The organism is Paenibacillus sp. Y660 (assembly GCF_057221575.1).
In genome coordinates this window covers 132,755-158,485 of sequence record NZ_JBXBBJ010000002.1, presented here as the reverse complement: position 1 = coordinate 158,485, position 25,731 = coordinate 132,755, and the positions used below count along the sequence as shown (strand labels likewise).

35 protein-coding genes are annotated in these 25,731 nt (G+C 47.2%); 34 read left to right on the top strand and 1 reads right to left on the bottom strand.

All coding sequences use genetic code 11. The features are described 5' to 3' along the window. Nucleotides 1–33: 33 nt before the first annotated feature. On the top strand, nt 34–627 hold the full coding sequence (locus AC2TDN_RS03625; protein ID WP_484687039.1) for a CPBP family intramembrane glutamic endopeptidase: 594 nt from the start codon (nt 34–36) through the stop codon (nt 625–627). Further along, complete coding sequence (locus tag AC2TDN_RS03620) at nt 624–857, top strand: hypothetical protein (protein ID WP_484687038.1); 234 nt, start codon at nt 624–626, stop codon at nt 855–857. The genes AC2TDN_RS03625 and AC2TDN_RS03620 overlap by 4 nt, the downstream gene beginning before the upstream one ends. Here the strand turns inward: AC2TDN_RS03620 and AC2TDN_RS03615 are convergent. After that, nucleotides 847–1,710 carry a polysaccharide deacetylase family protein gene (locus tag AC2TDN_RS03615; protein ID WP_484687037.1) on the bottom strand — a complete coding sequence of 288 codons (864 nt, stop codon included), beginning with the start codon at nt 1,708–1,710 and terminating at the stop codon, nt 847–849. The two genes, AC2TDN_RS03620 and AC2TDN_RS03615, sit on opposite strands and share 11 nt — an antisense overlap. Before the next feature lie 176 nt (nt 1,711–1,886). Between AC2TDN_RS03615 and AC2TDN_RS03610 the strand changes: the two genes are divergently transcribed. The 32 genes from AC2TDN_RS03610 (at nt 1,887) to AC2TDN_RS03455 (ending at nt 25,726) form a co-directional block, all read left to right on the top strand. Then, the gene (locus tag AC2TDN_RS03610) at nt 1,887–2,210 is read left to right on the top strand and encodes a hypothetical protein (RefSeq protein WP_484687036.1); all 324 of its coding nucleotides are present in this window, start codon (nt 1,887–1,889) and stop codon (nt 2,208–2,210) included. A 203-nt stretch (nt 2,211–2,413) separates the two neighbouring features. After that, on the top strand, nt 2,414–3,028 hold the full coding sequence (locus AC2TDN_RS03605) for a genetic competence negative regulator (RefSeq protein ID WP_482067115.1): 615 nt from the start codon (nt 2,414–2,416) through the stop codon (nt 3,026–3,028). A gap of 146 nt (nt 3,029–3,174) precedes the next feature. Beyond that, nucleotides 3,175–4,425, top strand: a complete 1,251-nt coding sequence (locus tag AC2TDN_RS03600; RefSeq protein ID WP_482067116.1) for a Glu/Leu/Phe/Val family dehydrogenase — start codon at nt 3,175–3,177, stop codon at nt 4,423–4,425. Between the two features lie 15 nt (nt 4,426–4,440). Then, entirely contained in the window at nt 4,441–5,136 is a 696-nt protein-coding gene (gene prsW, locus AC2TDN_RS03595; protein ID WP_482067117.1) for a glutamic-type intramembrane protease PrsW, read from the top strand. Between the two features lie 74 nt (nt 5,137–5,210). Then, nucleotides 5,211–5,369 (top strand): hypothetical protein, encoded by a 159-nt coding sequence (locus tag AC2TDN_RS03590; RefSeq protein WP_482067118.1) that lies wholly within the window; start codon nt 5,211–5,213, stop codon nt 5,367–5,369. Between the two features lie 104 nt (nt 5,370–5,473). Beyond that, entirely contained in the window at nt 5,474–6,829 is a 1,356-nt protein-coding gene (ypeB, locus tag AC2TDN_RS03585) for a germination protein YpeB (protein ID WP_484687035.1), read from the top strand. 58 nt (nt 6,830–6,887) lie between these two features. Then, on the top strand, nt 6,888–7,541 hold the full coding sequence (locus tag AC2TDN_RS03580; RefSeq protein ID WP_482067120.1) for a flagellar brake protein: 654 nt from the start codon (nt 6,888–6,890) through the stop codon (nt 7,539–7,541). A 54-nt stretch (nt 7,542–7,595) separates the two neighbouring features. Further along, nucleotides 7,596–7,793 (top strand): hypothetical protein, encoded by a 198-nt coding sequence (locus AC2TDN_RS03575; protein WP_482067121.1) that lies wholly within the window; start codon nt 7,596–7,598, stop codon nt 7,791–7,793. Between the two features lie 171 nt (nt 7,794–7,964). After that, nucleotides 7,965–8,633 carry a (d)CMP kinase gene (gene cmk, locus AC2TDN_RS03570; protein WP_482067175.1) on the top strand — a complete coding sequence of 223 codons (669 nt, stop codon included), beginning with the start codon at nt 7,965–7,967 and terminating at the stop codon, nt 8,631–8,633. A gap of 3 nt (nt 8,634–8,636) precedes the next feature. Further along, entirely contained in the window at nt 8,637–9,215 is a 579-nt protein-coding gene (locus AC2TDN_RS03565) for a lysophospholipid acyltransferase family protein (protein ID WP_482067122.1), read from the top strand. 81 nt (nt 9,216–9,296) lie between these two features. After that, on the top strand, nt 9,297–10,532 hold the full coding sequence (gene rpsA, locus AC2TDN_RS03560) for a 30S ribosomal protein S1 (protein WP_482067123.1): 1,236 nt from the start codon (nt 9,297–9,299) through the stop codon (nt 10,530–10,532). 94 nt (nt 10,533–10,626) lie between these two features. Beyond that, the gene (locus AC2TDN_RS03555) at nt 10,627–11,271 is read left to right on the top strand and encodes a YphA family membrane protein (protein ID WP_482067124.1); all 645 of its coding nucleotides are present in this window, start codon (nt 10,627–10,629) and stop codon (nt 11,269–11,271) included. Then, nucleotides 11,271–12,188, top strand: a complete 918-nt coding sequence (locus tag AC2TDN_RS03550; RefSeq protein ID WP_482067125.1) for a YIEGIA family protein — start codon at nt 11,271–11,273, stop codon at nt 12,186–12,188. Before AC2TDN_RS03555 ends, AC2TDN_RS03550 begins: the two co-directional genes overlap by 1 nt. Continuing rightward, nucleotides 12,181–12,360 (top strand): capping complex subunit for YIEGIA, encoded by a 180-nt coding sequence (locus AC2TDN_RS03545; RefSeq protein WP_482067126.1) that lies wholly within the window; start codon nt 12,181–12,183, stop codon nt 12,358–12,360. Before AC2TDN_RS03550 ends, AC2TDN_RS03545 begins: the two co-directional genes overlap by 8 nt. Nucleotides 12,361–12,438: 78 nt before the next feature. Continuing rightward, entirely contained in the window at nt 12,439–13,761 is a 1,323-nt protein-coding gene (gene der, locus AC2TDN_RS03540) for a ribosome biogenesis GTPase Der (RefSeq protein WP_482067127.1), read from the top strand. A gap of 12 nt (nt 13,762–13,773) precedes the next feature. Continuing rightward, on the top strand, nt 13,774–14,370 hold the full coding sequence (gene plsY / locus AC2TDN_RS03535; RefSeq protein WP_484687034.1) for a glycerol-3-phosphate 1-O-acyltransferase PlsY: 597 nt from the start codon (nt 13,774–13,776) through the stop codon (nt 14,368–14,370). 10 nt (nt 14,371–14,380) lie between these two features. Beyond that, the gene (locus AC2TDN_RS03530) at nt 14,381–15,415 is read left to right on the top strand and encodes an NAD(P)H-dependent glycerol-3-phosphate dehydrogenase (protein WP_482067129.1); all 1,035 of its coding nucleotides are present in this window, start codon (nt 14,381–14,383) and stop codon (nt 15,413–15,415) included. A gap of 81 nt (nt 15,416–15,496) precedes the next feature. Continuing rightward, the gene (locus AC2TDN_RS03525) at nt 15,497–15,772 is read left to right on the top strand and encodes a stage VI sporulation protein F (RefSeq protein ID WP_482067130.1); all 276 of its coding nucleotides are present in this window, start codon (nt 15,497–15,499) and stop codon (nt 15,770–15,772) included. Between the two features lie 138 nt (nt 15,773–15,910). Further along, nucleotides 15,911–16,090, top strand: coding sequence for a DUF2768 family protein (locus AC2TDN_RS03520; RefSeq protein ID WP_482067131.1), 180 nt, complete (start codon nt 15,911–15,913; stop codon nt 16,088–16,090). Nucleotides 16,091–16,147: 57 nt separating this feature from the next. After that, the gene (locus AC2TDN_RS03515; RefSeq protein ID WP_484687033.1) at nt 16,148–16,444 is read left to right on the top strand and encodes a 2Fe-2S iron-sulfur cluster-binding protein; all 297 of its coding nucleotides are present in this window, start codon (nt 16,148–16,150) and stop codon (nt 16,442–16,444) included. 37 nt (nt 16,445–16,481) lie between these two features. Further along, nucleotides 16,482–17,084 carry a nucleotidyltransferase family protein gene (locus tag AC2TDN_RS03510; protein WP_484687032.1) on the top strand — a complete coding sequence of 201 codons (603 nt, stop codon included), beginning with the start codon at nt 16,482–16,484 and terminating at the stop codon, nt 17,082–17,084. Continuing rightward, nucleotides 17,084–17,431, top strand: a complete 348-nt coding sequence (locus AC2TDN_RS03505; RefSeq protein ID WP_482067134.1) for a 2Fe-2S iron-sulfur cluster-binding protein — start codon at nt 17,084–17,086, stop codon at nt 17,429–17,431. Before AC2TDN_RS03510 ends, AC2TDN_RS03505 begins: the two co-directional genes overlap by 1 nt. A gap of 16 nt (nt 17,432–17,447) precedes the next feature. Next, the gene (locus tag AC2TDN_RS03500) at nt 17,448–18,200 is read left to right on the top strand and encodes a hypothetical protein (RefSeq protein WP_482067135.1); all 753 of its coding nucleotides are present in this window, start codon (nt 17,448–17,450) and stop codon (nt 18,198–18,200) included. Between the two features lie 297 nt (nt 18,201–18,497). After that, the gene (gene spoIVA / locus AC2TDN_RS03495) at nt 18,498–19,976 is read left to right on the top strand and encodes a stage IV sporulation protein A (RefSeq protein WP_169081824.1); all 1,479 of its coding nucleotides are present in this window, start codon (nt 18,498–18,500) and stop codon (nt 19,974–19,976) included. A 227-nt stretch (nt 19,977–20,203) separates the two neighbouring features. Next, a complete protein-coding gene (locus AC2TDN_RS03490) occupies nt 20,204–20,479 on the top strand; it encodes an HU family DNA-binding protein (protein ID WP_056627940.1) in 276 nt (91 codons plus the stop codon). Between the two features lie 241 nt (nt 20,480–20,720). Beyond that, nucleotides 20,721–20,945, top strand: a complete 225-nt coding sequence (gene mtrB, locus AC2TDN_RS03485; protein WP_482067137.1) for a trp RNA-binding attenuation protein MtrB — start codon at nt 20,721–20,723, stop codon at nt 20,943–20,945. 131 nt (nt 20,946–21,076) lie between these two features. After that, nucleotides 21,077–21,652, top strand: a complete 576-nt coding sequence (locus AC2TDN_RS03480; RefSeq protein WP_484687031.1) for a hypothetical protein — start codon at nt 21,077–21,079, stop codon at nt 21,650–21,652. Between the two features lie 125 nt (nt 21,653–21,777). After that, nucleotides 21,778–22,647 (top strand): heptaprenyl diphosphate synthase component 1, encoded by an 870-nt coding sequence (locus AC2TDN_RS03475; protein WP_484687030.1) that lies wholly within the window; start codon nt 21,778–21,780, stop codon nt 22,645–22,647. A gap of 8 nt (nt 22,648–22,655) precedes the next feature. Further along, nucleotides 22,656–23,366 (top strand): demethylmenaquinone methyltransferase, encoded by a 711-nt coding sequence (locus tag AC2TDN_RS03470; protein ID WP_484687029.1) that lies wholly within the window; start codon nt 22,656–22,658, stop codon nt 23,364–23,366. 2 nt (nt 23,367–23,368) lie between these two features. Then, nucleotides 23,369–24,244: a UbiA-like polyprenyltransferase gene (locus AC2TDN_RS03465; protein ID WP_484687028.1), complete on the top strand. Its 876-nt coding sequence runs from the start codon at nt 23,369–23,371 to the stop codon at nt 24,242–24,244. Continuing rightward, entirely contained in the window at nt 24,238–24,888 is a 651-nt protein-coding gene (locus AC2TDN_RS03460; RefSeq protein WP_482067142.1) for a UbiX family flavin prenyltransferase, read from the top strand. The genes AC2TDN_RS03465 and AC2TDN_RS03460 overlap by 7 nt, the downstream gene beginning before the upstream one ends. Next, nucleotides 24,875–25,726, top strand: coding sequence for a menaquinone biosynthetic enzyme MqnA/MqnD family protein (locus tag AC2TDN_RS03455; protein ID WP_484687027.1), 852 nt, complete (start codon nt 24,875–24,877; stop codon nt 25,724–25,726). Before AC2TDN_RS03460 ends, AC2TDN_RS03455 begins: the two co-directional genes overlap by 14 nt. The last annotated feature ends 5 nt before the right edge of the window (nt 25,727–25,731 follow it).

The window sequence follows — 25,731 nt, the reverse complement described above, 5'->3', positions numbered from 1 at the left end:
GAAAATATGAATGATTCAGACAGGCGGGAAGCTATGAAGAAATTTGATATTCGCAATATTCGCATTCGCAAGGTGTCCGTGGATGATCTAGATGACCGTATGCTCCTTATCAATCTATATACTACACAGGCTGTTACTTTTATTATCGGTTTGATATGGGTTTTATTTCAGCATCAAAATGTGATCCGATTATTTACGCCTCCTAAAGAGCTTGCATTTGTATATTGGGGACTTGGGCTCGCTGCCGCTGTTATCGTTGTGGATCTACTGATTTCCCGTTTTGTTCCAGAAGAAGCGGCTGACGACGGCGGTGTCAACGACCGAATTTTCCGAACTCGACCAATCTGGCATATTGCTGTTCTTTCATTCGTAGTCGCGGTATGCGAGGAGCTTCTATTTCGCGGGGCGCTGCAGCATGCCATTGGTCCCTATTGGACAAGCATTATTTTTGCTACGATACATGTAAGGTATTTAAAGCACTGGATTCCAACAGGTCTCGTTTTCTCGATTAGCTACGGCTTGGGTTGGATCTATATACAATCTGGTTCTATATTGGCACCGATTATCGCGCATTTTCTAATTGATTTCATAATGGGGTTAATTATACGATTCAGGAGGGAGTCATGAGCAGGAAAGAGAAATTTGGAAGCCCGAGGGTGGCAAGGCAGCCAGAAATGACGGCGGAGCCGTCAATCATCGGAACGGATTCCAATGAAGGTGAGGCTCTGCCGCCAAGGCGGAGAAAACATCCTTCCAGCATTAATAAAGTAACAAAATGGTATTATAATCTTTTATTTTTATTGTTCGTTTGTCTGGTGGGGGGCTTGTTCTGGTACGGCCTAAAATTTAGCGAATAAGCTCTATTGCAGCTGGGTCAATAAACCCGTAGCCTTTACTCTCTAGTGTCGTCAACAATTCCTCAAGCGCATCTGCTGTCCATTGCAGCTCATGCATCAATATATTGGCTCCGGGATGGAGCTGCTCGAGCACGTTTTTGATGACTACATCCGGCTTATCTTTAGCCGTTTTATCCCAATCAAGGGAACCATTCGACCACGTCATGTAAAGCATGCCGTGGTTTTTTGCTGTTTCCTTCACGACTTCTCCGCCTGAGCCGTAGGGCGGTCTAAAAAATACAGGTTTTTGTCCGATTAAGTTATCAATATCAGATTGAACGTCACCGATTTGTTTTTCAACGACCGATTTGTTTTCATCTTTTAGATTAATATGGTCCCAGGAATGGTTCCCGATTGCCTGTTCACGATTTTTGATGAGTTGGAGCAGCTCAGGGTTTTGCTTGATCCGATAGCCGTTAACGAAAAAGATAGCTTTCGCCTTATGCTTATCAAGCGTGTCTAGTATGCTTGTCAGTACCGCTTCATCCTTCGGTCCGTCATCAAAGGTCAGCAATACGACCTTGCTCGGTGTGCTTTCCTCGATCGGTACGAGGCGATAGGCTTCGTTCATTCGATATAAAGGAGCATTCAGCGTCTCATCCTTGCTGACAGGAGCATTCGTTTCAGCAGGCTGTATCGTTTCCGGCGTATTTCCATTATCCTCTAGCCTTACAGGAGCTGGTGAAGCAGCAGGCTGCATCGTCGCTTCGGCTTCTCCTGAAGCAGGAAAATTCTCGTCAGGCTGCTGTGCAGAGCAGGATGCCAGCATTGCACCAATTAGCAGGATGCTGATCGTTAGAGTGATTCGCTTCATTGTGATGGACCTCCATGGCAAATTGTCATTCAAGCTAAATCGACATCATTGTATCATACTTGCCTAATCAAAGGGCTAGAATGATTTCCTTATTTTATATCGAATGAGGGTCTGTTCTGACGGTCAAACTAACACCTGAATACACAAGATGATCTAGGAAAGAGGTGTTCGTGATCATGAAGTTGAGTGGTTTTTTGGTCGGTGGATTAATTGGTGCGGCTGCTACCGTGTATGTCTCGCGCAGGAAGCCTGGAGCTGTGGCATGGGCAGCAAACACATTATCGGATGCTTGCTCGTCGGTTGCCCGCAAATCGGTCTCGAAAATAATGAGCAAATCGTTTAAAGAAGAGGCGGTAAATCTAGCCCCAAAGCATTCAGACGATACCGCCGAAAAATCAGATGCCGCTTGGGGACAAATTGAAACTATTGTAAATAGTGACCCCGCCCTCAAGCGGGAAACGGATAAAATCAAGGCGGAATCGTCGGCAGTTGCCCATTAAAAAACACAGCAAGATAGCTGAATCGTTGGACGTTAAGCAGTGATGCAAAACGGCCAAACGATTCTTTTTTTTCATTCAATATTAGTGCATTCGAAGAAAAGAAATGATAAAGTAGTTACATAGTATGATTTGGTCAATTTGATCACATCTTTCTAAAAAATTCATACGTTATTACAACAGATGCTGCAGAGGAGGATCCTGTCATGAAGATCGAACGACTGAGCCAGGATAAGATACGGATTTTCCTGACGTTCGACGACCTGCTGGAACGGGGGATCCAGAAGGACGACATGTGGCGCGAAATTCCAAAAGTACACGAACTATTCAGTGAAATGATGGATCAAGCATATAGTGAACTTGGATTCGATGCCAGCGGCCCATTAGCGGTCGAAGTGTTTGCCCTCCCCGCTCAAGGTATGGTAGTGATTGTCACCCGTGGCAAAATGAACAGTCATGCAGTTGATCGGGCAACCGAAGATGACGACACGGAAGATGAAATATATGAGATGGAAGTTACGCTTGAGCAAAGCGATGTCGTGATGTATTCCTTTCGAGAATTTGAGGATGTCATCTCGGTATGCAAGCAATTGCAAAGCTCCACTCTCACCGAGGATGGACGTTTGTATTCCTATAATGGCAAGTATATTTTAGCGTTAGAGCCAGCATTGATCGATGTTTCCAGGCACAATGCTGTTATCGCATTGCTTGCAGAGTATGGTGAAGCGACTTCAGTAACCTATGCGATGCTTGAAGAATATGGGAAAGTGATTATGCCCGAGTCAGCGGTACGGGAAATATGTAATCATTTTAAATTTTAAGCGAACAACATGTTAAGAGCATCTGCAGGCTGAATCTTGTCTGCACGATGCTCTTCTTGTATATTGACTTAAATGAAAAAGGGAATACAGTAGAGAAAAGGCGTTCATATTAGATGTATTAGATGTAAACAAAGGCGGTGGATGTAATGAGTGATAAAGAAGCGAATGATGTGCTGAAATCTACTCAAATCGTAATTGAGCAAGCGCTGCGAAGACTTGGCTATGATCAAGATATGATTGACCTATTAAAGGAGCCGATGAGGCTGCTGACCGTACGTATTCCAGTAAGAATGGATGATGGTACAACTAAAGTTTTCACTGGATATCGCTCTCAGCATAATGATGCCGTTGGACCAACGAAGGGCGGCGTGCGCTTTCATCCAAACGTCTCGGAAAACGAAGTTAAAGCTTTATCCATATGGATGAGCTTGAAATGCGGAATTGCTGACCTGCCTTACGGCGGCGGCAAGGGGGGCGTCATTTGCGATCCAAGAACGATGTCCTTCCGCGAGGTGGAACGATTAAGCAGAGGTTATGTACGAGCTGTCAGTCAAATTGTTGGGCCAAGCAAAGATATACCAGCACCGGATGTCATGACGAATTCGCAGATTATGGCCTGGATGATGGACGAGTACAGCCGCATCCGTGAATTTGACTCGCCCGGCTTTATTACCGGAAAGCCGCTTGTTCTTGGCGGCTCCAAGGGAAGAGAGACCGCGACGGCGCGCGGCGTTGTCATCATGATTTCCGAGGCGCTTCGCCTTAAAGGGATTGAACTGAAAGATGCGCGCATCGTGATTCAGGGCTTTGGAAATGCTGGAAGCTATCTTGCCAAATTCATGCATGAGGCCGGTGCGAGGGTAATAGGTATTTCCGATGTGAACGGAGCATTGTATAATGAAGAAGGGCTTGATATCGAATATTTGCTCGATCGACGAGATTCCTTTGGCAATGTGACGAATTTATTTCCAAAGACGATATCGAATTCAGAGCTGTTGGAGCTTGATTGCGATGTTCTTGTGCCCGCGGCAATCGAGAATCAAATTACGGAGCTAAATGCCTCTCTTATTCGAGCATCCATCATCGTAGAGGCTGCGAATGGACCTACTACGCTTGAAGCTACGCGCATTTTGTCCGAAAGAGGCGTGCTGCTGATACCGGACGTGCTCGCGAGCAGCGGCGGCGTTATCGTGTCCTATTTTGAATGGGTGCAAAATAATCAAGGCTACTACTGGGATGAGCAAGAGGTGGATGATAAGCTGAAGCTTATGATGGTCCGCGGCTTCAATCATGTGTACGAAATACACCGCACTCGAAAGGTCGATATGCGTCTTGCCGCTTATATGGCTGGCGTGCGAAAAATGGCCGAGGCCGTTCGTTATCGTGGCTGGGTGTAAGAAAGTAGGGACGCAATGCTTTTGTTTTCCGTTTTGACTGCGGCCGTTGCGCCTGGCGTTTCGCTGCTTACTTATTTATATTTGAGGGACCGCTACGAGGCGGAGCCAATCCATATGGTTGCCAGAATGTTTGTGCTCGGCATACTTGTCGTCGTGCCAATTATGGTTATTCAACGCGGTCTGCAGCTATGGCTGGGGGACCACTCGGTTTGGTTTGCATTTGGCGAATCGGCAGGGGTCGAGGAATTTGTGAAATGGTTTGTTCTGTATCATGTCATATACAACCATACCGAGTTTGACGAGCCATATGACGGTATCGTGTACGCCTCATCGATTTCGCTAGGCTTTGCTACGCTCGAAAATGTTCTATATGCGATTTACTCGCCGGCTACTTTCGGAACGCTTCTCGTAAGAGCGCTCCTTCCAGTATCGGGCCATGCCTTGTTCGGCATCATGATGGGCTACTACTTAGGCAAAGCGAAGTTTGCTCCTAAGCATTTGAGCAAATATTTTTTAGCGATATCGCTTGTGCTTCCGGTATTGCTGCATGGCACGTATGACTGGATTATGATAACGGTACGCACCAATTGGATGTGGTTCATCATTCCGTTTATGATCGTCCTTTGGATATGGGGACTGCGCAAAATGAATCATGCGAATTCCCGTTCTCCCTTTCGTTTTCTTGTACGCGAGGATGAGATTAAACTGTAGCTGATCCGTCCATACTTACATTATATAGAAATGCCTGAAACGATGGCGTTCGAATAATGGCTGAGGAGGGGCATATGGAGGCTGCAAGGATTAAGGTTACGATCCGGTGCAACGTGTGCGGAGAGAAATTTGTTCTGCGCGGACGCAGAGACAAAGACTCGATTGATACTGGCTTCAAGCAATGCATTTGCAATAACGCAAACGATCTTGAAATCGAAGAGCATGCATTTTAATCAAAATGAAAGCTGCTATTACAATTAAATAGATGGATGCATAAAGCTCCCTTGGGCAAACCAAACTAAAACCAGGTTTTGCACAAGAAAGGAGCTTTTGTATTATGTACCATCGACTCAGCTCGATTCTGTTTCCGGTTATGTCCCTGCTTTTTCTCGGCGCAATTTACTGGGGCTATCAAGAGCATCAAGAAAAAAACTCGATATTGATAAAAGCTGAAAACCAGTATCAACGTGCGTTCCACGACTTAACTTATCATGTCGAGCAGCTGCATCAACAGCTTGGCAATACGCTTGCTGTCAATTCCACCTCGCAAAGCTATCATCGCAAAGGGCTTGTTAACGTCTGGCGTTTAACTAGCGAGGCGCAAAACGAAATCAACCAGCTTCCGCTCACGCTGCTTCCTTTCAATGAAGCGGGAGATTTCTTGTCGAGAATCGCTAACTTCTCGTACAAAACGGCTGTACGCGATTTGACGAAGCAGCCGCTTACGCCAGATGAATTCAAGACGATGAAGACGCTCTATGCCAATTCCGAGCAAATATCAAAAAGTTTGGCCGGCATGCAAAAAGAAGTGCTGGCTAACCATTTGCGCTGGATGGACGTCGAGATTGCGCTTGCCTCCGAGAAGTCAAACAAAGACAATGTCATCATTGACGGCTTCAAGACTGTGGACAAGAAGGTCAGCGAGTATCCTGAAATCAACTGGGGTCCATCGGTCAGCAGCATGTACCAGAAGCGCACAATCAAAATGCTGGGCGGTAAAATGGTAACCGAAGAGGATATCAAAAAGCTTGCCGCAAAATTCACGGAAGCAAAGGATGCGGAAATCCGCGTCGTGGAGAACGGAAAAGGGACAGAGTATTCTTCGTATTCCGCTACCGTAAACATAGGCAGCAACAACAAGCTGCAAATGGATTTTACGAAAAAAGGCGGACAGCTCATTTGGTTTATGAATCCACGCGATATTGGAGAGAAAAAGGTTGATTTGGCGAAGGCGCAAGCATCAGCGGATACCTTCCTCAATAAACACGGCTTTAACGGTATGAAAGCGATCAGCTACGATTTGTTCAAAAATATGGGTGCATTCACCTATGTCAATGTGCAAAGCGGCGTTCTGATTTACCCCGATAAGCTAACGGTCAAGGTCGCGCTCGATAATGGCGAAACGGTAGGCTTGCAGGCCAATGATTATGTTTATGAGCATCACAAGCGCAAGCTGCCAAGTCCGATTCTCTCGAAAGCCGATGCGCGCAAAGCATTAAACCCGGAGATGAAAGTTCAAAATGAGCAACTGGCGCTGATTGACAATGATTTGGGCGAAGAAGTGCTGTGCTACGAGTACATGGGCAAAATCAATGGTTCACTCTACCGCGTATATATAAATTCGCAGACTGGCGTAGAAGAATCGATCGAGGAAATGTCTACTTACGATTCAAAGGCAGCATCCGACAAATAACGATATGGCTCCCCACAATTCGACGTGTTATAATGCATGTAAATAGGGGGGAGCCAATTTGTTGCCTAAATTGAATCAAATGCTGCATTATCAAATTGCTTCTTCGGACGAAGAGGAAGCAGCGATTGAATATAAGTCGCGGATAGCCGATGAGCAAGAGGACGGCTTACTTATAGAGATACCGATCAATGAGAAATCTGGACGCTACAAACGACTTTTTCTAGGTGACGAGCTTTCTGTTTTTTTTATTTCTGCAGATGGAATTAAACATTATTTTGATTCGCATGTTATCGGTTTTATGGAGGATGGCATCAAGCTAATCAAAATCCGCAGACCAGAACTAGACCGCATAACGAAGGTACAGCGCCGTAGTTTCCTCCGCGTATCGGCTGAGCTTGAAATCGCGGTAAAATTGTCTACTCACGTAAGGTTCGTCTGTGAAACCGATGATGTTGGCGGCGGAGGAATATCATTTATTTGCGATAGCAAATGGCAGCTGGCACCTGAGCAGGTACTGGATTGCTGGCTTCTTGTTCCCTATAAAAACGGCGCGATTGAACATGCTTTTTTTCAAGGAGAAATTGTACGGGTTGTCGAGCTTAAGTCAGGAAAGAAGCAGGCGATGGTCAAATATGCCAGCATCAATGACTCTGAGCGGCAGAAGGTTATAAGGTACTGCTTTGAGAAGCAGCTAGAATTTCGCAATCGATGAATAATTGTTGGGAAACATGGAAAACTACCCTGAAACAGGAAGGGAGCGAGCCATGTGCTGCAACGGTTGTTACGTAAAAAAAGAAGCCGCAAGCAAATGCTGAATTTGACGGAGGAAGTCAGCCGGTTGCTGCGGAAAATCATTATTGGGCTCATCATTTTATTAGTATTTTCACAAGCAGCTTTGCAAAATCATGCTGTTCGGCATTGGTTAACGGGCGTGGATCAGTGGGAAGGAACCCGCTTGAACTGACGCGCGGCTTTTGCATCTGCTTCTATAGTGTGGTATAATTTTCACGTTCGCAGGCAAAGCCTGCTTTTTTCTTGAGAGGTTTGCGTCGCATTCTTACGTGCATTCGGCCAACTGTCTCTACTAAAAGGGGGTTGACCTTAGGTGGTGCATCACGAAGGTGACAGCGACCGCATGAACATTGCCATTGACGGGCCGGCAGGCGCGGGCAAGAGTACGGTCGCGCGAAAAGTCGCCGAGCAGCTAGGATATGTGTATATCGATACGGGCTCAATGTATCGCGCAGTAACACTGAGCGCGCAGAGAGCAGGCGTAACGGTGGAGCAGACTGCCAAACTAGCTGAACTTGTAAGATCCTTAGAGATTGAGCTTGCACCAGGCGAGCAAGGTCAGTCGGTATTTGTGAATGGAGAAAATGTAACCGCATTGATTCGCTCGCGCGAGGTGACGCTTCAGGTGTCTTATTTTGCAGCGAATGAAACGGTACGTGAAGTACTCGGAGTCATGCAGCGCAAGCTTGCCGAGCGCAAGGGCGTCGTCATGGATGGCCGGGATATTGGTTCACACGTACTGCCTAACGCGGAATTGAAAATTTTTCTAACCGCATCCGTTAAGGAACGGGCACTTCGCCGTTACCGTGAAATAGTGGACAGCCAGACGATCACGCTTGACCAATTGGAAGCAGAGATTGCTGCACGTGATCGCTTGGACGAGCAACGCGACATTTCACCGCTGATCTGCGCTTCTGACGCGGTTGTTCTCGACAGCACCGCCATGACAATTGACGAAGTAATTGCATCAATTGTGAAATTAAGCCGAACCAAAATGGCGGAGGCGAAGTAAACTATGTCATATGTGTTTTTCCGTTTTATACTGCGAGTTCTTTACACGCTTTTATTCCGGTTGGAAGCTAGAGGCACGGAAAATATTCCAGCCACTGGTCCAGTCGTCCTCGCCTCGAATCACTTGAGCAACTTTGATCCGCCTACTGTAGGTGTCAAAGTGAAGCGCAAGGTGCATTTTATGGCAAAAGAGGAATTGTTCAAAATTCCTGTCTTCGGTCCTCTCCTTCGTTCGTTTGGCGCATTTCCGGTCAAGCGCGGCGGTGTGAGCAAGGATGCGATCAAGTCTTCAATCACGATGCTGAAGGAAGGCAATGTGATGGGGATATTCCCGGAGGGCTCGCGCAACAATCAATCTGGAGCGGCTAAGAAGGGCGCTGCAATGATTGCAATACGAAGCGGTGCGGTGATCGTTCCCGTTGCGATAATCGGGAAGTATAAGCCATTTAGCAAAATCGTTGTTTGTTATGGCAAGCCTATTGATCTTACCGCAATTATTGAAGAATCATCGCCAGATATGCTTGAACAAGTAACAGACGCTATTATGGTTCGCATTCGTGAACTAGCTGCAAGCAATCGTTAATTTATGTTTTAAATGCTGCTTTCGCTCTAGGCGATTGCGGATTTAAATAAAGTTGGGGTTAGAACTGAGGAGGTTATTTCAATGTCAGAAGAAACTAATGTGCAAGAATCCGTGGCGGAAGAAGTAAGCCAAGACGCTTTGGATAATTTCGTGTCTTTGAAAAAAGGCGATTCCGTTAAAGGTACGATCGTCAAAATCGAAGATAACCAAGCTTATGTAAGCCTTGGATATAAATATGACGGTGTTATTCCTATTCGTGAGCTTTCTGCTGTGCAGATCGACAACGCTACGGACGCTGTTCAAATCGGTCAAGAGGTTGAGCTTAAAGTAGTAAGCATCGACGACGAGAAAGAGAAGCTTGTTCTCTCCAAACGTCAAGTCGACGGCGAAAAAGCTTGGGATACGCTTCAACAACGTTTTGAGAGCGGCGAAGTATTTGAAGTTGCCGTTGCTGACGTCGTAAAAGGCGGACTTGTGGCTGACGTAGGCGTACGCGGATTTATTCCTGCATCTATGGTTGAGCGCCACTTTGTTGAAGATTTCTCCGATTACAAAGGCCGCACGCTTCGCGTGAAGGTTAAAGAAATCGACCGTGAAAACAACAAAGTGATCCTGTCCCAAAAAGAAGTGCTTGACGCTGATTTCGAGCAAAGCAAGAAACAAGTAATCGCTGCGCTTGAAGTTGGTCAAGAGCTTGATGGTACAGTTCAACGCCTTACACCATTCGGCGCTTTCGTTGATATCGGCGGCATTGACGGCCTTGTGCACGTATCGGAGCTTTCATGGCAGCATGTTGCACATCCGAAGGATGTTGTAGCTGAGGGTCAAGCAGTCCGTGTTAAAGTACTTAAAGTTGATCCGGCAGCTGGCAAAATCAGCCTTAGCTTGAAAGCCGCTCAACCAGGTCCTTGGGATTCTGCTGGCAGCCAATTCGCAATTGGAGATATCGTAACAGGTACTGTTCGCCGTATCGTTCCTTTCGGAGCTTTCGTTGAAATCGCTCCTGGCGTTGAAGGTCTTGTTCACATCTCGCAAATCGCACACCGCCATATTGCGACTCCTAACGAAGTTCTTCAAGAAGGGCAAGAGGTTCAAGCGAAAGTTCTTGACTTTAACCCGGCTGAGAAACGCGTTAGCCTAAGCATCAAAGAAACAGAAGAAGCGCCTGAGCAAGCTGCTCCTAGCGCTAGACCTGAAAGAGCTCCACGTTCGCCAAAAATCGAGAAAATCGACAACCCGAACGTAAGCTTGAGCAACGAGAGCATGAGCTACTCGCTTGCAGAGCGTTTCGGCGATAAGCTTAAAAACCTTAAATAAATTTCTTTCATACTCAAAGGAGCTATTTCTGCGAATCATCGCAGGAATAGCTCCTTTTTTTTGGTGCATAATAGGGGTTACAAGAGGTGATATCATGAATCCTGGATTTATTTCGTTGTGGATTGTTCTAATTTTATTCATCCTGATTGCAACAGGCTGGAAGTCTTATCTTGTACCAGAAATAAGCCGTCGTTCGCTGGCGATTTTTGGAATCGTGACGGGCTTGCTGCTAACCATGTCGATTTGGTGGTCACCATTTTCAGAACATATTCAGGTCGAGATTCATGTCAGTGTTTTCTTCCTTATCATTTCCAGCCTGCTAACTTATAAAGGATCTGATGAATGGAGCTATTACGGATATTTGATTTTGTGTACGCTGATGATCGCCGCCATTTGGGGTTTCATTCGGAAAATGTACAGCTTTGATCCAGTCTTTTATTGGATAGACCCAAGCTGGGATGGTCCATTGCTTACCGGCATTTTTTGCGGCGCATTTACTTCCCAAGTGAAGCATCAATTCGGAATGATCGTTTGGGGAGCGGTGCTTGGGGAGACGCTGAATGTACTGCTGCAATCTGGGGCGTATACAGCCCATCTTGGTTCTTTATCTTGGTGGGACAGCTTTTGGATTGCTTTGGCTGCAGCCAGAGCGTTCAGCCTTATGCTCAAGGCGATTCGGATAGGCACATCCAAGCTAAGCGTTATGCTATGGCAAATTAAAGGAGGACGTCCTTCATAATGCAGCATTATCTGGTCGAAAATAAATATTTGATTGGCGTGCTGCTAGGTATCGCCTTTGGCATCATTTCGCGATTGCTCATGCTGAGGACGGATTATAGACAGTATCCGACTTACCCGCATGGCCAGATTATCCATATATCCTTAGGGGTCATTGCAGCGGCACTTGGTGCCGTTGCAGTTCCTGCTTTATTCAATAAGGATTATACGGCCATTACTTTCTTAACGCTCGCTGCGCAGCAGTTTAGAGATGTTCGGAAGATGGAGCGCGAGACATTAACCAAAATTGACAGCATGGAGCTTGTAGGGCGAGGCTCAACTTATATTGAGGGTATTGCCATGGTGTTCGAGGGACGGAATTACTTAGTCATTATGACAGCATTGCTTACTAGCTTATTTGCTATATTAGTGAATATTTGGATCGGAATTTTAGCCGGAATTTTGTCGCTCGTTATTGTTGAGAAACTAAAATCAGGAAAAGCCGTATCTCATATAGCTGCTGTGCAAGCGGCTCAGGTTAAGATTGACGGGCCGGATTTGTTCGTCGGAGACGTTTATATTATGAATGTGGGCTTGAAATCAAATCAAGAAATTATTGCTGAGCGAGGAATGGGATACATATTGACTCCCTTCAATTCAAACGGAAAGGTTACATTGAGCAATCTAGGTCAGCGTCAAGCGATCCTGTACGATTTGGCTACTATTCTCGGCGTATACCGGGACGACGGGGAACCTGCACTAATACCGATGGCCAAGCTTGACATCAAGGATGGGCGGTTAGCCGTGTTCATTTTGCCGCAGGAGCTTGATTCGGTTAAAGGCAAAGAAGTTATTTTGCGGGTACCGATATTGGAATCTGCCGTTCGCATGCCGTCTGAAGCATCCGTAAACAAGAAGGAGGCAGGCGAGAATGGCTAAAATCGTAGCTGTCGTATCCTTGAGGGCTGAGTCGGTTGGGGGTGGAGCGCCTATTTTTATTGCGGAAAATGAAAATAAATTAGAGGAAACCTCCTTTCTTTTGGAGAAGATTTTGGATGCAAGCGCGCATGATTTAAAGAATGGCACAATCATACTGGTCGATCATCGATAATATGAAAAGTTAGCCAAGAACGTACTTTTTTGCTATGATGGTTATCGTGAGTATTTTTGAAGGAGTGGAAAACAAACTATGGCAAGACCCGTTATCGCTATCGTCGGTCGTCCGAATGTGGGTAAGTCCACCATATTCAATCGGGTTATCGGCGACCGTCTAGCAATTGTTGAGGATAAACCGGGAGTCACTCGTGACAGGCTTTACGGAACCGGAGAATGGAATGGAAAATCGTTCAGCATTATTGATACCGGTGGTATCGAGATTGATGGCGAAGATGAAATTATGAAATCTGTTCGTATGCAGGCCGAGCTTGCCATTGAAGAGGCAGACGTGATTATCTTTATGGCCGATGCGAAAACTGGCTTGACGCATGCGGATGATGAAGTTGCTCAAATGCTGTTTCGTTCTGGCAAGCCTGTCGTACTGGCAGTTAATAAAGTGGATAATGAAGGCCGTATGGACGAGGTTTACGAGTTCTATGGACTTGGCTTTGGCCAGCCAATCGCAATATCCGGCTCGCATGGACTTGGAATCGGCGATTTGCTTGATGCTGCTGTCGAGCTTTTGCCGGAGCTGACAGATGACGGCTATGACGAGGATGTCATTCGTGTTGCCCTTATTGGACGTCCGAATGTCGGAAAGTCATCGCTAGTCAATGCCTTGCTTGGCGAAGATCGTGTAATCGTAAGCGACGTTGCAGGCACGACGCGCGATGCAATTGATACGCCTTTCGAGCGCGATGGACAGCGATATGTTCTGATCGATACGGCAGGCATGCGCAAACGCGGCAAGGTGTATGAATCAACTGAGAAGTACAGCGTTATGCGTGCGATGAAAGCGATCGAGCGCGCAGATGTCGTTCTTGTTCTTATTAATGGAGAAGAGGGCATCATCGAGCAGGACAAGCATATCGCAGGTTATGCGCATGAAGCAGGAAAAGCATCGATATTTGTTGTGAACAAATGGGATATCGTCGATAAGGATGAGAAAACGATGCAAAATTTCTCGCAAAATATCCGCGATCATTTCTTGTTTATGTCCTACGCGCCAATCGTTTATCTATCTGCCTTGACGAAACAGCGCTTACAAAAGCTGCTGCCTGTCGTTAAGCATGTATCCGAGCAGCATGCTATGCGTATTCAGACGCATCTGCTTAATGATGTTGTTTCCGATGCTGTGGCGATCAATCCGCCTCCATCCGACAAGGGCAAGCGTCTGCGCATCAACTACGTTACACAGGTAGCTACGAAACCGCCGACGATCGTTGTTTTTGTTAACGATCCGGAAATTATGCATTTCTCGTATGAGCGCTATTTGGAAAATAAGATTCGTGCTGCATTTAATTTTGAGGGGACACCGATACGAATATTCTCACGTCGTAAGTCCGAAGAAGATTAGGGGAGAAGTAGCTTGTTATACGGAGTAATCGCGGTTGCTTTAAGCTATTTGTTAGGTTCAGTTTCATTCAGCATCGTTATCGCAAAATGGGTAAAGGGTATCGACATACGCCAGCATGGCAGCGGTAATGCTGGCGCGACGAATACATTGCGGGTGCTCGGCAAAGGGCCGGGCATACTCGTATTTGTACTCGATATCGCCAAAGGCATCGCAGCCGTATTAATCGGCCGCGTTCTTGGCGATAACGAATGGATTCCAGTACTATGCGGTCTTGCGGCCATCATAGGACATAATTGGCCCATTTGGTTCCGCTTCAAGGGAGGCAAGGGAATTGCCACAACGGTTGGCGTTGTGGCGACGCTTGCATTTTTGCCGGCGCTATGCGCTGGTATTATTGCTATTGTGACGATTGCTTTAACGAGGTACGTGTCCCTCGGCTCATTGCTGTTTGCTGCTCTAACGCCATTATTCATCTCTATCTTTTATTTTTCCGTACCTTTACTTTGTGCAAGTGTTCTGATTTGTATTTTTGCTTTCGTACGTCATCGGACGAATATCGTAAAGCTGTTCAAAGGAACGGAAAACAAGCTAGGTGCTAAGAAAGGATAGTGAGCGTCGGATGACAATGAGCAACCCATCAACAACGAAAATTGCGGCTGTGCTGGTTGCGGGAAGCTGGGGAACGGCGCTTGCTTCTGTGCTCGCAAATAATGGCTATCAGGTTAAGCTTTGGACGCGAAGCGCGGAGCAGGCGGCAGGCATTAATCAAAACCATGAGAACAGCAAGTTTTTGCCAGGCGTAAAGCTGCCTGAGCTTATCCATGCTACGACGGATTTGAAGCATGCGCTGCAGGATGCTGAGCTCGCCTTGTTCGTTGCGCCATCGGGTGCAATGCGCGAGGTAGCGAAGCAAGCTGCACCGTTCCTGCACAGCGACACGCTTGTCGTACATGCAACCAAGGGCTTTGAAACGGATACGCTGAAGAGGATGACGACCGTACTCTCAGAAGAGTTAGGGCGTCCGCTCGATCAGCTTGTTGTGCTGTCAGGCCCAAGCCATGCGGAAGAAGTGATTTTGAAGCAGCCTACGACAGTCGTTGTTGCTTCAACTGATATTCAAGCGGCGGAGCAAGCACAGGATGCGCTCATGAATACGCATTTCCGGGTTTATACGAACAATGATGTCGTTGGCGTAGAGGTAGCTGGGGCGATCAAAAACATCATTGCGCTTGGAGCGGGATTGTCGGACGGCCTTCAGTTTGGCGATAATGCCAAGGCAGCCCTCCTTACCCGAGGTTTGGCCGAGATCGGCAGACTAGGTGCAGCAATGGGGGCGAATCCGCTTACCTTTGCGGGTCTAGCAGGCGTTGGCGACCTTGTCGTAACGTGCACGAGCAAGCATAGCCGTAATTGGCGTGCGGGCTATATGCTGGCTGACGGTTCGCCTTTGGATGAGGTGCTCACCCGCATGGGAATGGTTGTCGAAGGCGTTCGAACGACGCGCGCCGCATTTGATCTGGCGAAGCAGTATGAGGTAGAGATGCCGATCACGTTCGAGCTCTATGATGTTTTATTCGCGAATAAAGCACCGCGAACGGCTGTCGAGCATTTAATGGGAAGGCTTCGCACGCATGAAATCGAAGAAATAGGCTAAGGACCAGCGCCTACACCAAACCTACGTCCACCTCATATGATGCATGGAGCAAGACACTAGCGCATCCTGGAGGTGTAGGGCATGGCGAAGGACTTTTCCAAAGACATCCTTAATTCGATTAACAAAAAAACCGGCAAGAATATAACGGAAAACTCGGTCAAAAAACTGGCAAGCGGCGTTACTGCAGAAACGATAAAAGACGAAGCCGAGCTGCGCAAGCTGATCAAGCAGGTATCGGATATGGCTAATGTCAAGGTTACCGAATCGACGGTCAACGATATTGTCAAAGCAGTCAAGGCCAGCGGCATGAGCGCAAACAGCATGGAAACTCTCATGAAAATGATGATCAAAAAATAAAGCTTATCGGCAAAAGCTAGGGGTACTTCCGAATTTTCGCATTCGGTGATGTACCTTGTCAGCTTTTGTCCTTTTTTTTATGCGATGTTATAATGGGTGAGAATTCATTATGATATAGATTAGGAGAATGGAATTACTATGGATGCAATGACAAAAATGTGGGTTTCGCTATTCGGCATTGGGATGATGGCGGTTGCGGCCCTTTTAATTACGTTTGCTCGCTTGAAAACGAAGGGTGTACTGAAATTTGTCCTTTCGCTGATTGCCTTTATTGTGTTAATCATCGGATTTATTTGCGGCCTTATTTCCATTATTTAGTCCAACATACATACGAGGGTACAAAGAAGCTAACAGAAAGGGAGACTTTGACATATAATGATTGAGTTAAAAGGTCGGACAAAAACAGCAGTAGTAGAAGGGGAAGCAGGCTTGTCGCTGCTTGATCTTGCGCTGAAGCATAACGTCGATTGGAGCTTTTCATGCGCTCGGGGAACCTGCGCCCGCTGTCGCTGCTTGATAACCGAAGGGGCAGACCAGCTGGAAGGCATAACGGACGAGGAATGGGATCGGCTTGAGCCGGAGGAGTTCGAAGAGGGCTATCGCCTCGGCTGCCAAGCGATTGTCAAACAGGCTGATGCAAAGATAGCAGCTGCTAACAAGCCTTATTTTTAATGGAATATTACGCTTGAATAAAAAGGATGTGCCGGCGATGACAGAACATGATCGCATTCATAAGGCGCTGGCTGCCGTCATGAAAGCCACGGAATCAAGCAAGGCGAAATGGATTGTCGGCGGGAGCGCAAGCTTAATGCTTCGAGGACTTCCATTATCCGCAGAGCCGCGAGATTTGGACATTTATTGCGATGAACGGGATGTTGCATCCCTATATGAATCGCTTAAGACTTTTGCGATTGATGAGCCAACGTTAAGCATAACGGACATGTACCGTTCTAACTTGAGCCATTATCTCATACATGACGTTCAAGTTGAGCTGGTCGGAGGATTTCATGTGCATGCTCGCGGCAATCATTATGAGACTATGGTTCGCGAGCTGCTTATTCCGCATGCCGAGCAAATACAATGGATTGAACGGGCAAATCCAGCATTTATCGCTCCTCTCGCGCACGAGCTTTGGTTTAATTTTCTCCGCAGCCGATTGGACCGGGTAGAGCTTATTATTCAAGCTTTTGCGGAGGCGCCAGCAAGACATGAAGCTGCGCTTCAAGCCATTGAAGCAAGCAATGCATTAACTTTAGAAGCGAAGCGGAGCCTGCATCATTTGATGTCGGTTCGAGAGGCTGGTGGCTTGTAATGGACGGTGAGGTTACGTTCTGGCCTTCTGGCCGTAAAATTAAGGTTAAACCAGGTACGACGCTGCTAGACGCCGCCAGACGCGCCAATATACCGATTCGCACGCGCTGCGGGGGCAAAGCAGCCTGCTTCATGTGCAAGGTCACTGTGATGCCTGGAAGCGAGCTGCAGCCAATTGGAGACAATGAGAAACATAAGCTCTCTGGCTTGGACGGCGATCATATCAGGCTGTCCTGTCAAGCGAGAGTGGCAGGCAAGGTTGATGTGGAGATTCCGCTTGATCCCCTTCGCGCGGCGGTTGCGAGACAGCTCGCACGGCAAGCGGAGGAAGACGATCGTTTATGGTAACGTGAGGAGGAAAGATATGAATCGCTTTAATAAGAGGGGGCTGCGCCGTCATACACGCCAAACGGCGGCGTTTGTTGCTTTATTCATCATGCTGCTTTCTTTGTCTGGATGCCTTTATCCGAAGGACCAGCTCAAGCAAAACCAAGTCGTACCCAAAGAGGCTGTTCGCAATGTTCAGGCCGCGATTGATCAATATCAAGCGGAGACGGGTATGCTTCCGATCAAAAACAGTACAGCAGAAACGCCGAGATACGAAAAGTTTTACGTTGATTTCGCTAAACTCGGCCGGACAGGCTATTTAACCGATATTCCAACCGCAGCATTTGAGAACGGCGGAAACTTTAGTTTCCTTGTCATCGATGAAGAGACGAAGCCAAGCGTAAAGCTGCTTGACATCTTAGCCTTCCAGAAGATCAACGATATCCAGAGCTGGGTTACGGCCTATGTTCAAACGAATAGCGTGCTTCCGAAGGGGGAGCAAATGTATCCAGGCTTTTATCAGCTCGATTACAAGGCGATGAAGAAGGAAGCGCCGGTTATCCGCAGCGTGTTCTCAGGTCAAACCATTCAAGCCTTAGTGGATGAAAATGGCGTTGTCTACTCCGATTATGGTATAGATATTATGCAATTCGTGCAAAAAAGCGGCAAATTCGATTACGATGCGAATTTTGATTTGCGGAAATTGCTGGTCGATGGATCGGATTTTGTTCCCGTTAAAGCGCCGTCCTATCATTTGGTGAACAATGAGCCCCAGGCCGTGAAGCAGTAGGACAAGCCAGAATAAATCTATCCTTTTCATGTTTCCTTTCCTTGACTATTCGTCTTGGAGAGGTTTTTTTTTGCCTATTGGGGTCATAGATATGCTCTTATTCTCATATATTTCAATCTTGGAAGGGAAGCTCGCAGACGAACAAAAAAAGATTTCGCAGAAGGAATCGGCATAATCGGAAAGCCGGCACATAAGATGTTACTAGTCCACAAAGCATGTACGAGTTGCGTCGCTGGCCTGCCCTATTGACCGGTGGATGGCGGCGAACCGGAAAAATCAATTGGGAGGGGATATTCAGTGGAGAAAGTAGATATTTTCAAGGATATAGCCGAAAGAACCGGCGGGGATATTTACCTCGGGGTTGTCGGGGCTGTCCGGACGGGCAAATCAACATTCATTAAACGGTTTATGGAGACGGTTGTTCTTCCGAACATCGCTAACGAATCAGACCGCGTGAGAGCCATTGACGAGCTTCCTCAAAGTGCCGCAGGCAAGACGATTATGACAACAGAGCCTAAATTCGTTCCGAATCAAGCGGTACAGCTCAGGGTTACCGATGGACTTGAGGTAAACGTGAGACTGGTCGATTGCGTAGGATATGCAGTTGAAGGCGCGAAAGGCTATGAGGACGAAAACGGTCCGCGCATGATTACGACTCCATGGTTCGATGAGCCGATTCCTTTCCAAGAGGCGGCTGAGATTGGAACGCGTAAAGTTATCCAAGAGCATTCTACACTCGGTGTTGTAGTCACAACAGACGGCTCAATCGCTGAGATTCCGCGCAACTCTTATGTTGTTGCTGAAGAGCGTGTCATCAACGAGCTGAAGGAAGTCGGCAAGCCATTTGTGCTCGTCATAAACTCCACTCGCCCTAAGAGTGAAGAAGCGCTTCAATTGCGCAGCGAGCTTCAGGCGAAATACGATATTCCAGTTATGACGCTAAGCGTGGCGACGATGGGGGAAGAGGAGGTTATTTCCGTTCTGCGGGAAGTCCTCTACGAGTTCCCTGTTCATGAGGTGAATGTCAACTTGCCGAGCTGGGTTATGGTGCTGAACGACAATCACTGGCTTCGCAGCAACTATGAAAGCTCAGTACGCGACACGGTTAAAGATATTCGAAGACTGCGGGACGTCGATCGCGTAGTTACCCAGTTCATGGAATATGATTTCATTGCTCGGGCAGGACTCAGCGGCATGAATATGGGGCAGGGTGTTGCAGAAATCGACTTGTACGCTCCAGATGAGCTGTACGACCGCATCCTTATGGAGGTCGTTGGTGTCGAAATTCGGGGCAAAGACCATTTATTGCAGCTTATGCAGGACTTCTCTCATGCCAAAAGAGAGTATGACCGTTTTGCAGAGGCGCTGGAAATGGTCAAAACGACCGGATACGGCATCGCGGCACCGTCCCTTGCGGAAATGGCGCTCGACGAGCCGGAACTCATTCGCCAAGGCTCGCGCTTTGGGGTCAGACTGAAGGCTACAGCACCGTCCATCCATATGATCCGCGTCGATGTGGAATCGGAATTTGCTCCGATAATCGGCACGGAGAAGCAAAGCGAAGAGCTGGTTAGATACTTAATGCAAGACTTCGAGAATGATCCAATCAAGATTTGGGAGTCTGATATATTCGGTCGCTCCCTTCATTCCATCGTGCGAGAGGGCATTCAAGGGAAAATTGCGATGATGCCGGACAACGCGCGCTACAAGCTCCAAGAGACGCTTGGACGCATTATCAACGAGGGCTCAGGCGGGTTGATTGCGATCATCCTGTAAGTATTGAATCTAGCATATCGAATAAGCCGCTGCCAAACAGGGAGCGGCTTATTTGTTTTGGAGGAATTGCCGGTTAGTACTTGAAATTGGCAAACGGCTGTATTACTATAGGTTTGTTCGGTCAAAAGGTATATTTTTGAAGATTTCCGTTAATAAGAGGGATAAGATGAGAGTTTATATGCTTATAACAAAATGATGCTATACAGCACTTTGGAGGAGGTGAAACAATGAACAAAACAGATTTGATTAGCAAAGTAGCTGAATTGACTGATCTTTCGAAGAAAGATGCAACAAAAGCGGTTGATGCTGTTTTTGATGCGATTTCCGATGCCTTGCAAAGCGGAGATAAAGTGCAGTTGGTTGGATTTGGAAACTTCGAAGTTCGCGAGCGTCAAGCCCGTAAAGGCCGCAACCCGCAAACGGGAGATCCAATCGAGATTGCAGCTAGCAAAACGCCTGCTTTTAAACCAGGAAAATCACTTAAGGACCTCGTATCCAATTAAGCATAGGAAAGCGTAAACGGCTGATGCTGACGGACTTCGGCGGCAAAGGCAATTTGCACATCGAAATATAAGCAATAGATAAGGGTCAACCTTATAAATGGTTATATTTTGATTATGAGACGCTCGGACGGTCCACCGTTCGGGCGTCTTTTGCTGCTCCGCAGGCGGGAAGAGATTGCACAAATGTCGTACTTCCACTATAATTCACATGGATAGTTGGAATTTCGGAAGCGGAGGGATAATGGTGGAGCCTACACAAAGCGAGTATATTGTTATAAAAGCAAAGGACCAAGGCGTTCAAGTCATCGGTTTAACACGCGGACTGGACACAAAATTTCATCATACGGAAAAATTGGACAAAAACGAAATCTTGATTTGCCAATTTACTGATCATACTTCAGCTATTAAAATACGGGGTAAAGCGGTCGTCATGACGAAATACGGGACGATGGAAACCGATCAGTAGCAGCAAACGTGCAAGGCAGGCTAAGCCTGCTTTTTTTTTGCCTGTTGCGTTCCGAATAAACATACACAAACGCTCGTACAATGAAGTATGAGTCTCTTTTCTGTGGATGGGCTACTATTTGGAGGTGCAGGGTGAAAATCGGAAAACCACTCTTAACCGCATGCGTGACTGCTCTAGCTGTCACATTAATATTGACCTGGCTGCCTCATCTGGCATCGAAGCGTTCAGCAGATGGCCATGAGATAGCCGTGTTTCGAACAACGCCGGCCGTTCGGCTTACAAACAGCAACTTAGTGGATGTACTAATTGCTGCTCAGCTAAATGAACGAATGAATAAGGCCGAGTGGAGCAACGGGATATTGTCCGTTGACATGCGCATCATTACAAGCAAGGGGAGGCCAACCGTCTGGTTTGCAGATGTAGAGAAGCTGGTGCGCGTATCGTTCCTGCAGCTTGAAAATGTGAAGCGGGTGCTCATCCGAATGGTTGAGGATAGGCAAGATGGCGAAGCTCTGCTTGCTGCTGTCGATGTGAGGAAGACGGATGAATGGCTCATCCACGAGATGGATGGGCTTGCTCAGGCTGATCCCATCCATGACGAGCTATGGCGAAAAAGACTAAGGGTAAGCTTTACCTCGGCTTGGGAAGATCGGTTTGGACCAGTATCTGGTTTTACAGTAAAGCCTTCGTCTATTTCGCAAGATTAGATGGCATGGATGTTGCAATTTGTTGAACAAGCAGGTTGAATCGTATGCTCTTTAGAAAAAGTTGTGCTATAATAGTTTAGATTATTGAGCGGCGATTTGCGCTTCTCTGTTCGGAGGCTTACCCCATGAAAACGTACCGTATACCTGAAATAGCTCAAAAGTATGTAGATTATGACATGATTAAAGCGCATACGGCGCTGCCTGACTTATCGGACGCAAGATTGCGAATGCTTCATGCTTTCCTAAACGAGCAGCAGTCCTTGAGGCCAAACAGCGAGCTCTATACACTAGTCATATCTCTGGTTCAGTTAGGAATGGATACGCATGATTTAATCGATACGGATGTAGAGCAGCGTACTGAGCCGGAGATGCGGTCAAGACAGCTCAAGGTGCTGGCAGGGGATTACTTTAGCGCGACTTTTTATCAATTGCTCTCGCAAGCCGGCCAAATTGATATGATATCCAAAATCAGCAGCGCGGTTTCCGAGGTTAACAGACTGAAAGTGAATTTATACGTTCGGATGAGGCAGCTCAAAATGACCGCAGAAGAATTATTGAGCAGCACGGTGCAGATTAGAAGCACATTGTTTTACATTTTTACTGACGTGCTGGAAGGGACCCTCGCAAAGGCCTGGTCAGAAATTTTGATGGGCATCAGCCGCTGCGAGGTTGTACGGGATGAGATAGCACGCAGTGAAGGTTCGGCTCGGTTCGATAAGAGCTGGGCCTACTGGCATCTCATGCAGGAGGGAACCGACGATGAACGGCAGCAGCTCTCCCAGCGCATGCAGGAGCCTGCATTCGTTCAGAGCTTGACAGAAAAATATAAGGTGCGCAGCAAGCTTATGACTAAGCTGAAGCAGTCGGCTGATGCCGTAAAGGCTTTGGCTGGGAAGCTGGAATCGGACAAGTTGCTCGGTGAATTGACATCTATCGTCGATGCTCTGTTAAACGAAATGCCCGGTTACACGCCTGCACTCAACGAGACGAGGTGACTTGAGGGATGGATACGAATTCTAAAAGCCATGTACATGGCGTATTTGAGAAGATAGCTCCAAAATACGATTTGATGAACGATCTGATCAGCTTTCGCAGGCACAAAGCTTGGCGGAAATTTACGATGAAGAAAATGAACGTATTACCTGGGCAAACTGCGCTGGATTTATGCTGCGGCACCTGTGATTGGACGATCGCGCTGGCGGACGCCAGCGGCACCGGGGAAATTGTTGGCCTTGATTTTAGCCAAAACATGCTCGATGTCGGTGCCCTCAAAATTGAAAAGCTTGGCTTGAATAAGCAAATTAAATTAGTCCAAGGCAATGCGATGAGCCTGCCCTTCGCGGACAGCTCCTTCGATTTCGTAACGATCGGCTTCGGCCTTCGCAATGTGCCCGACTATTTGCAGGTTCTTAAGGAAATGCAGCGTGTCGTGAAGCCTGGCGGCCTTGTCGTATGCTTAGAGGTATCCAAGCCTACCTGGCAGCCGTTTAAAGCGATGTACAACTTATATTTCGAGCGTATTTTGCCGCAAATGGGCAAGCTTGTAGCGAAGAGCTTTCAAGAATACAAATGGCTTCCGGAGTCGCTTAAAATGTTCCCCGGTCGGCAGCAGCTTGCTGAGCTGTTTGAAGATGCGGGTCTTGATCAGGTGAAGGCATATCCTCTGACCGGCGGAGTAGCTGCGCTGCATATGGGGACAAAGGAGAAGAAATAGCAATGATTCGCAAATTACGTATTATTTTAGAAATGATTAAGTTTGAGCACACCATCTTTGCACTGCCCTTCGCCTTTATGGGGTCAATTCTGGGAGCGGTGATGATGGAGCAGCGTTTGCCTTCTTGGAGCGAGATCGGATGGGTTACGCTTGCGATGTTCGGCGCTCGCAGCGCGGCAATGAGCCTCAACCGGCTTATCGATAAGGCGATTGACCTGAGCAACCCGAGAACAGAGAAGCGGGCGCTGCCGGCTGGATTGCTAAAATCAGCTGAGGTTTTACTGTTTATTATCGTTTCATTCGTTCTTCTCTTCATAGCAACCGCGAATTTGGAGCCTATTTCGCTTAAATTAATGCCGATTGCCGTAGTCATGCTTGTCCTATATTCTTACACGAAGCGCTTTACATGGTTATGCCATATTTTCCTTGGCTTTACGATTGCACTGTCTCCGCTTGGCGGCTGGGTTGCGATTACCGGCGGCTTTGATCCGGCTGCATGGATTTTGTATATAACGGTAGCTTTATGGATCGCTGGCTTTGACATCATCTACGCTACGCAAGATTTCGAGTATGACCGAAATGTCGGCTTGCATTCCATCCCGGCTCGCTTTGGCATCGCAGGCGCCCTTTGGATTGCGCGTGCCCTGCATATCGTGACGGCAATCGGCTTTGTTATATTGTTCTGGCTCACGGACTTAAGCTGGATGTATCTGCTTGGGACGTTAATATCGATTTCCTTATTGTTCTACCAGCACTGGCTCGTACGTCCAAACGATCTGTCACGTGTCCAAACCGCGTTTTTTGGCATGAATGGCACACTGAGTGTCGTGCTGTTCTTATTTACAATCGTTGATTTGTTGGTCATTCACGAATGGTAGAAGGAAGCTTGGCTGTCAGCCCATCGAATTGGACGAATCGATGGGTGGTCGGCATCACAGGAGCTAGCGGCTCGATTTATGGCATTAGGCTTATCGAGGTGCTGCTTCAAATGGATTATGAGGTTCATCTAGTCGTTACAGAAGCAGGCTGGAGGGTGCTGAAGGAAGAGCTTGGCTGGGAGACAACGCGTCGCTCAGCGGCTCTAGAGGCACGCTTTGGCGATGCTATTTCGACTAACAGGCTTGTGTTCCATCCGAATGCGGATATCGGCGCAAGCATTGCAAGCGGCTCTTACCGCGTACAAGGAATGGTTATTGTGCCGTGCTCGATGGGGACGCTTGCCTCAATCTCGCACGGCATTTCCGATGATTTGATGACTCGAGCAGCGGATGTGATGATAAAGGAGAATCGGAAGCTGTTAATCGTACCTAGAGAAACGCCGCTTCACGCGATTCATCTTGAGAACATGCTGACGCTTGCGCGCCTTGGCGTTCGAATGATTCCGGCAATGCCGGCTTTTTATTACAAACCGCAGTCAATGGATGAAATGATTGATTTTTTGGTCGGCAAGGTGCTTGATAATATGGCAATCGACCATGATTTGTACAGAAGATGGGGAGATGAGCATAATGGGCATGAGTAATCGCCCAATCACCATTGGAAGAATTGATTACGCAAATGCTTGGCCGCTATTCCATCAGTTCGAGGAACGAGCTGATCGGGATAGCTTTGAAGTGATAAAGCGCGTACCTTCTGAGTTAAACCGAATGCTTCAGGTTGGTGAACTGGATATATCGGCAATATCGTCCTTCTCTTATGGACAAAACGCGAATGACTATGTACTTTTGCCGGAATTATCGGTAGGCTCTGTTGGAGCGGTAAACTCGATCCTTTTGTTCTTGAAGGAGCCAATTGAGCGCAAACGGCCTGAACGAATTGCCGTAACGACCACTTCGGCTACTTCAGTCAATTTGTTGAAAATCATGATGGCTTTGCATTTTGAGTGCAATCCAACTTATTTTACCGCAGCACCCGAGCTTGATCGTATGCTGGAAACAGCCGATGGCGCGCTTATTATTGGCGACCAGGCTATCCAAGCCTCTTGGCGAGAACACGGGCTTCATGTCATTGACTTGGGGCAATTGTGGAATGAGTGGACGGGACTAGGAATGACTTATGCCGTAGTTGCGGCACGCAAGGAAGCAGCTTTATCAGCACCAGAAGCCGTTCAGGCTGTATATAAGACGTTAATTGCGAGCAAACAATATAATAAGGCTCATCTTGATCCACTAATTGAACAAGCCTGTTCACAGCTTGGGGGAGTATCGACATACTGGGAGATGTACTTTCATTCGCTTCAATATGATTTTGGGAGCAAGCTGCAAGAAGGACTTAAGTTATATTTCGATTATTCAAAGCAGTTAGGATTGCTGTCGAATGACGTGGAGCTTACTTTTTTTGAAGACCAATCTGCCCAATAGGTGAA